Origin of the sequence: Clostridium tarantellae (assembly GCF_009295725.1) — a bacterium.
GTDB classification, from domain to species: Bacteria; Bacillota; Clostridia; order Clostridiales; family Clostridiaceae; genus Sarcina; species Sarcina tarantellae.
In genome coordinates this window covers 20,423-27,376 of sequence record NZ_WHJC01000016.1, presented here as the reverse complement: position 1 = coordinate 27,376, position 6,954 = coordinate 20,423, and the positions used below count along the sequence as shown (strand labels likewise).

At 23.6% G+C, this 6,954-nt stretch carries 5 protein-coding genes; 4 read left to right on the top strand and 1 reads right to left on the bottom strand.

What is annotated here, in order from left to right; all coding sequences use genetic code 11:
* Nucleotides 1–628 precede the first annotated feature (628 nt).
* From GBZ86_RS02780 to GBZ86_RS02765, 4 genes are all read left to right on the top strand, one after another.
* Nucleotides 629–940, top strand: coding sequence for a hypothetical protein (locus GBZ86_RS02780; protein WP_152887526.1), 312 nt, complete (start codon nucleotides 629–631; stop codon nucleotides 938–940).
* A gap of 337 nt (nucleotides 941–1,277) precedes the next feature.
* The gene (locus tag GBZ86_RS02775; protein WP_152887524.1) at nucleotides 1,278–1,592 is read left to right on the top strand and encodes a hypothetical protein; all 315 of its coding nucleotides are present in this window, start codon (nucleotides 1,278–1,280) and stop codon (nucleotides 1,590–1,592) included.
* Between the two features lie 293 nt (nucleotides 1,593–1,885).
* Nucleotides 1,886–5,056, top strand: coding sequence for a DUF3427 domain-containing protein (locus GBZ86_RS02770; RefSeq protein WP_152887523.1), 3,171 nt, complete (start codon nucleotides 1,886–1,888; stop codon nucleotides 5,054–5,056).
* Between the two features lie 75 nt (nucleotides 5,057–5,131).
* Nucleotides 5,132–5,365, top strand: a complete 234-nt coding sequence (locus GBZ86_RS02765; protein ID WP_152887521.1) for a hypothetical protein — start codon at nucleotides 5,132–5,134, stop codon at nucleotides 5,363–5,365.
* A 161-nt stretch (nucleotides 5,366–5,526) separates the two neighbouring features.
* Here the strand turns inward: GBZ86_RS02765 and GBZ86_RS02760 are convergent, their stop codons facing one another.
* Nucleotides 5,527–6,954, bottom strand: a complete 1,428-nt coding sequence (locus GBZ86_RS02760; protein WP_152887519.1) for a DUF4179 domain-containing protein — start codon at nucleotides 6,952–6,954, stop codon at nucleotides 5,527–5,529.

Genomic DNA, 6,954 nt, shown 5'->3' with positions numbered 1-6,954 from the left:
TATTATTAAGCTATAAGAAGTGGAAAGTATTCAATTTAGACTAATTGAATTATTGATTTTAGAGTTTGTAGTTTATAAAATTAATAATTATGTAGTCTTTTAAAATACTTTCCATTTTTTCTTGAATAAAGTTTGTAAAAGTAATAATTATAAAACTTTTTATTTTATTAAAAGTAAGGAAGGGAATTAAAATTAAAAAATTTTATTTAAAATTGTAATTTTAATAGTTTTCTTATTTTTTAGTAATTATGCTTTACAAGTTTTAGTTAGTAAGCAAATTATAGAAAGAACTATATTTAATTATGCAATAATAACTTTAATAGCTGTATTAGCTTTAAATGTTATATTTAAGTTATTGGATAAAATGTATAAAAATTAAGAGTATTAATTATGTTTAAGATTAAGATATATAATAAAGTATCTAAGCTTATAGTAGTTTTAAATAACCGCAAGGTAAAAACTTTTAAAATGTAATAAAGTTGTTACTTTGTAGTTGTTATATATAATGTATAATATGTAAAAAAAGAAAAAAATTTTATATTAATATTTAGTAAAGCATAGAAATGAAAATTATTATATATTAAATTTTATAAAAATGTAAATCTTTATTATTGTGGAGGATTACCTTATGTTTTTTACAAAAGAAGAAAAGAATGAACAAGATAACAGTGAAATGATAATTGAACAAATAAATCTTTATCATTGCTTAGTAGGCTATGATAGCGTATATGTTACCAGTCCACATATATTAACTTCTAAAGAATTGTGTAAGGCTTTAAATAGAATAATAGATAGAAGGAATATGCAGATAAAGTGTAGCATAAATTCAAAAGATGATAGTATTAATTTTAGATATCTTTCAACAGGAGAATGTTATGCTGAAATACATACTGTTCATGTAAATAGAACTGTAATTGAAAATATGGTGAATAGCAAATAATTAAATAATGCTATTAGTTTTTTATAAAAAATATATAAGAAGTAAATAACTTGTGAATGTGAGTTATTTACTTCTTATTTTTATTATATAGATTGTATTAAAAGAAATAAATTTAACTTAACATAAATTATAAAAATGTAGCTTTAATATTAAAAGATATAAAATATAATGGTTTATACTAATTAAACTTTTCTTTAGATTTTAATCTGTAAAATTGTCTATTCATTAATGTAGGTGTATAATATTAAAAGATAAAAATCTTATATGTACAATTGTTAGGTATAAAAATTTAATGGTGAGAAAAGAAACAAAATAAAAATTATTTTGGAGGTATCTTATGTTTTTTGCAAAAGAAGAAAAAGTAGATAAAAATAATAATGAAATAGTATTTGAGCAGATAAATCTTTATCATTGCTTATTAGGATATGATAGTGTTTATGTTGCTAGTCCACATATATTAACTTCTGAAGAGTTGTGTAAAGCTTTAAATAGAATAATAAACCGAAGAGATATGCAAATGAAATGTAGTATAAATCCAAAGGATGATAGTATTAATTTTAGATATCTTTCAACAGGAGAATGTTATGCTGAAATACATACTGTTCATGTAAATAGAACAGTAATTGATAATATGGTTCGTATTGAAGAGTAATTTTTACTAAGTTTAATTAATGTGAAAAATAGTAGTATGTAATTAGTACATACTACTATTTTTTTGTTTGGATATATATGTAATTGTTTGTGATATAATTTAAATGTAAATAAAATAATTTCATATATATGTTGTATTAAAAAAATTCATTTAAATTTATGGATTAAAATTAAGAAGTTTAATAGAAATAAACTTCTAACAAATTAGTTTTAACATTACAAACTATATACTATAAAAATTATATAGTTATGATAAATTTATTATATATAAGTAAAAAGATTAGAGGTAGTGGTATGAAAGAAGGATTATATGAACAAGTAATAAATGAAGATATTGTAAATAAATTAAAAGTTTTAAGTAATGATGAGTTTATAATAGATAAATTAAAGATGGATAAGGAAGAGGCAAGAGTAATTTTAACAACTTATATATCCTCTGTTATTCGTAAAGGTCTTGATTATGTTAGAGATAAAAGTAAAGATGAAAAAGATGAGAAGTTATTAAAGCAAATAGAATTAAGTAATAGAATTATACAAACTATTAGTGAGTATTCTCTTGAAAATGATATTAATGGATTTAAAATCAATGAAAGTGGAGAAATGCTAATGGCATTGTATTCTAAAATAAATAATTCAGTGGCTTTAAAAAAATCTAATAAAGATATAGTAAGGCCTGTTACTTCTTTATGTCAAAGCTCTTTATTTACAGGTGCTACTATGGAACCTGATATGTTAAGTGAGTTAAAAAAGGAAATTATTACATCTGACTCTATTGATTTTTTAGTTTCTTTTATTAAGTGGAGTGGTATTAGATGTATTTTAGATGAGTTAAAGGAATTTACAGCTAAGAAAAATAAAAAATTAAGAATTATAACTACATCTTATATGGGAGCAACAGATATAAAGGCTATTGAAGAATTAGCAAAACTTCCTAATACAGAAATTAAAATTTCTTATGATACTAAAAGAACAAGACTTCATGCAAAGGCATATATGTTTTATAGAGAAACAGAGTTTACAACGTCATATATAGGTTCATCTAATATATCTAATGCTGCTTTAACTTCAGGATTAGAATGGAATCTAAAAATAACAGAAAAGGATTCCTTTGATATAGTTAAAAAGTTTGAGGCAACCTTTGAAAGTTACTGGAATGATTGTGAATTTACTCTGTTTACAAATAGTGATGACAACAAAAAAATATTAAGTGAAGCATTAAATAGTGAATTTATTAAAGATAGTAGTGAGAATAGTTTCTTTATGGACATAAGACCGTATTCTTATCAAAAGGAAATATTAGAGAGTTTAAATGCTGAAAGAGAAATATTTAATAGGAATAAAAATTTAGTGGTAGCAGCTACAGGAGTAGGTAAAACAGTTATTTCAGCTTTTGATTATAAAAATTTTGCTTCAAAAAAGAGAGGTGAAACAAATAGGTTGTTATTTGTAGCACATAGGGAGGAAATATTAAAGCAAAGTAGAAATACATTTAGGACAATTTTAAGAGATAATAATTTTGGGGAGTTAATGGTTGGAAATAATGCTCCGAAATCCTTAGACCATTTATTTGTATCTGTTCAAAGCTTAAATTCAAAGGATTTAATTAGCATAACATCAAGAAATTTTTATGATTTTATAATAATAGATGAATTTCATCATGCAGCGGCACCATCTTATCAAAAGCTTTTATCATATTATGATCCAAAAATATTGTTAGGATTAACTGCTACACCCGAAAGAAATGATGGAGGAGATGTTTTTAAATATTTTGAAGGTAGAATATCGGCGGAAATAAGATTAAATGAAGCTATAGATAGAAAGTTATTAAGTCCATTTCAATACTTTGCAGTTACAGATAGTATTGATTTATCAAAGCTAAAGTGGAGTAGAAAAGGTTATGATATTAGAGAGCTAGATAATTTATATACTAATAATGATATTAGATCATCTCAAATTTTAGAAAGTGTAAATAAATATGTAACTAACATTAAAGAAGTTGTAGGACTTGGCTTTTGTGTTAGTGTAGAACATGCTAAATATATGGCTAACTTTTTCACTAATCATGGAGTAGAGGCTATATCTCTTCATGGAAAATCTACAGCAGAGGAAAGAAATAGTGCTAAAAATAGATTAGTAAAAGGTGATATAAATTTTATATTTGTAGTTGATTTATATAATGAAGGAGTAGATATTCCAGAAATTAATACTATATTGTTTTTAAGACCAACAGAAAGCTTAACAGTATTTCTTCAGCAATTAGGAAGAGGTCTTAGATTATCAAATAATAAAGAATGCTTAACAGTTTTAGATTTTGTAGGACAGGCTCATAAAAATTACAACTTTGAAGAAAAGTTTAGGAGTATGATTGGAACAAGTAAGCACTCTATAAAATATTATTTAGAAAATGGGTTTATACATTTACCAAAAGGGTGTTATATTCAATTAGAGAGACAAGCTAAGGAGTATGTTTTAAGAAGTTTAAAAGAAGGTGCTAATAATAAAACTAACCTTATAAATAAATTAAAGACTTTTACGTCAGATACTTCATTAGAATTAACCTTAGAGCATTTCTTGAAGCATCATCATTTAACATTAATAGATTTCTATGGAAAATCCGGTAATAGAAATTTTTCAAGAATGTGTGTGGATGCTGGAGTATTAAAAAATTTTAAAGATAAAAATGAAGTTGAGATAACTAAAAAACTTAAAAATTTATTTCATTTAAATTCAAGAAGGTTAATAAAATTTATAGTTTCTCTTATAAATACTAAAAATTTTGATTTTTTCAATGAAGAGGAAAGGTTAATGGCGAATATGCTATACTATACCTTCTACAATAATAATCTAGAAAAAGAGGGATTTAAAGCAATAAAAGAAGCATTAGAGGATTTATTTAGTAATGAAGCAATGATGAGAGAAGTAGTAGAAATACTTAAGTTTAATTATAATAATCTTCATTTTATAGATAAAGAGATAAACTTAGACTTTAATTGTCCGTTGGATTTATACTGTAATTATACAAGAGATCAAATTATGGCTGCCTTTGGATACTTTAATGAACATAAAAAACCAGCTTTTAGAGAAGGAGTTAAGTATTTTGAAGATAAAAAATTAGATGCTTTTTTTATAACATTAAATAAGTCAGATAAGGAATTTTCTCCATCTACTCTGTATGAAGATTATGCCATAAATGAAGAACTATTTCATTGGCAAAGTCAAAGTACAACATCAGTAGAAAGTAAAACAGGAAAAAGATATATTCATCATAAACAAACAGGTAATAATATAGTGTTATTTGTAAGAGAAAGTAAAAATAAAAATGGTATAACTGATACATTTACTTACTTAGGCTTATGTGAATATAGAAGTCATAGTGGAAATAAACCCATAAGTTTCATATGGAAACTAAAAGAACCTATACCAGCTAATATGATTAAATTAGCAAATAAGAGCATTATTATATAATAAGAATTAAGAAAATATATTTTAGTGTTAATGTTAAATTAATATTTAAAATTTTAATATACAAAGGAGTAGATTATGTTTACAAAAGAAAACAACAAAAAATTTATTATTTTGCTTCCTATTACTATGATACTTTCATTTGGAGGATTTTTCATATCAAATGTAATAGATTTAAAAAGTCCAATAGTGATTTTTTGTATAGTATTAGAGAGTATATTTTTTGCTTTTGTTACTGCTTATACAAAATTCTGGTATTATGAAAGTAGGGCGCTAAAAAATAAAGATAATTATTTTAATAGTAAAAATTAAACATATATTTTAATAGTTTTAATGAAATGTGACAAGTATTGAAGTATACTAAAAAAATTATTATTTTAATAACCTATAAAGGATACAAAATAGTAGTTTAAATGATTAGTATTCAATACTTGTCCTTTTTCACTTATTAAAAATATTAAGAGCTTACAAGATTACTCTAAATCTAATCTAACTTTATTTTTCTCATAAATTTTATAATCTGGTCTTTTAAAAAATCCAATTTTATATTTTTTATTGTTATCTAATTTAGGAATGGCAATAGTTGTTTCATCCTTACCATAAAATACAGTGATATTTTCATGTTTTTCTTGTCTATATGCATTAAGTTCAGAGTCAATAAATGTTAAGTTATGAATATCATAACTATCTAAAATACCTTCATGTTGCACTGTTATTTTAGTTTCATCATTTATATTTTCTATGTTTTTTATAGTAACTTTTGTAATATTATTTATTTCTATGGTAGTGCCGATTAGCTCATCTAAAGATACAAAAGTTTTTTCTTTATCAATAATATAATGTATTTTATCTATAGTAATTATTTCTGAATATAATTTAGTATTTTCACTAGGAACTAATTCACATAATGTATATCCATTTTCACCATCTTTAAATTGATTATAGTCATTAAAGATAATAGGCATTATTTCTAGATATTTAGAGTCACTAATATCTGATAAAATTTCTAAAGTAGCATAAAAATCTCCAGTGGAAGGATTAATTTTTCCATCAATTATATCTATAATAAGATCTTGTTTTTTATCATTTTTTATCATATATTTTATTTTTGAAAAATCTTCTTTATTTTTTTCTGTTCCTACATTCCCTTTAAGTTTAATAGTAACTCCAAGTTTTGAAACAATTAAATCACCAGTTTTAATTCTTATATCATCTAATAGCATAGTTTCTTCATTATTATTTACAAAGGAATGTTTTAAAGCTTCTTGCTTTTTTACTTTTACATTCATTTTCCAGTCACCATTTATTTCTTTAAAAGTAGGAGTATATAACAGCACTCCACCAATTAATATTTGTAAATTAGCCTCATCATTTAATTGTATATTTGATGTATTACCAGTAGTTATTACAGCTACTTTATTATCACCAAGTTTTTTAACAGTAGAACGTACATCTATTATTGGTTCTTCATTTATTTTTGGTCTAACTTCTATAGCTATATTATCTCCAATAAGTTTATCTCCTTCAATTATTAAAGTTAATAAAAACTTATTATCATCTACAACAACATCTTCTAAAGATACTGTTATTCCATTATCCGTTTTACTCATTTGCAGAGAGGTTGAAAACTCAATATATTTTTCTAAAGATTCTCCATTTCCATCATTCTTAAATAACTGAATTATTTTTTTCATTCCAGGAATGGCTTTAACTATGTTAGGATTTATGGTTGTAGCTGTTAAAGTTGTACACACTGCAATTCCTGCTACCATAGCAGTTTTCTTTAAAAAACTAATTTTTTTAATTTTTTGTTTTTCATTTTTTCCTTTATTAAATCCACCTAAAATTGCTTTATCTAAACCTTCTGGTATTTTTATTGATTCCTTTAAATCATCCTTCAT

Excerpts from the sequence above, each read along its gene's own strand:
- GBZ86_RS02775 (WP_152887524.1), top strand. The coding sequence starts at position 1,278 with ATGTTTTTTGCAAAAGAAGAAAAAGTAGATAAAAATAATAATGAAATA.
- GBZ86_RS02760 (WP_152887519.1), bottom strand. The coding sequence starts at position 6,954 with ATGAAGGATGATTTAAAGGAATCAATAAAAATACCAGAAGGTTTAGAT.
- GBZ86_RS02765 (WP_152887521.1), top strand. The coding sequence starts at position 5,132 with ATGTTTACAAAAGAAAACAACAAAAAATTTATTATTTTGCTTCCTATT.
- GBZ86_RS02780 (WP_152887526.1), top strand. The coding sequence starts at position 629 with ATGTTTTTTACAAAAGAAGAAAAGAATGAACAAGATAACAGTGAAATG.
- GBZ86_RS02770 (WP_152887523.1), top strand. The coding sequence starts at position 1,886 with ATGAAAGAAGGATTATATGAACAAGTAATAAATGAAGATATTGTAAAT.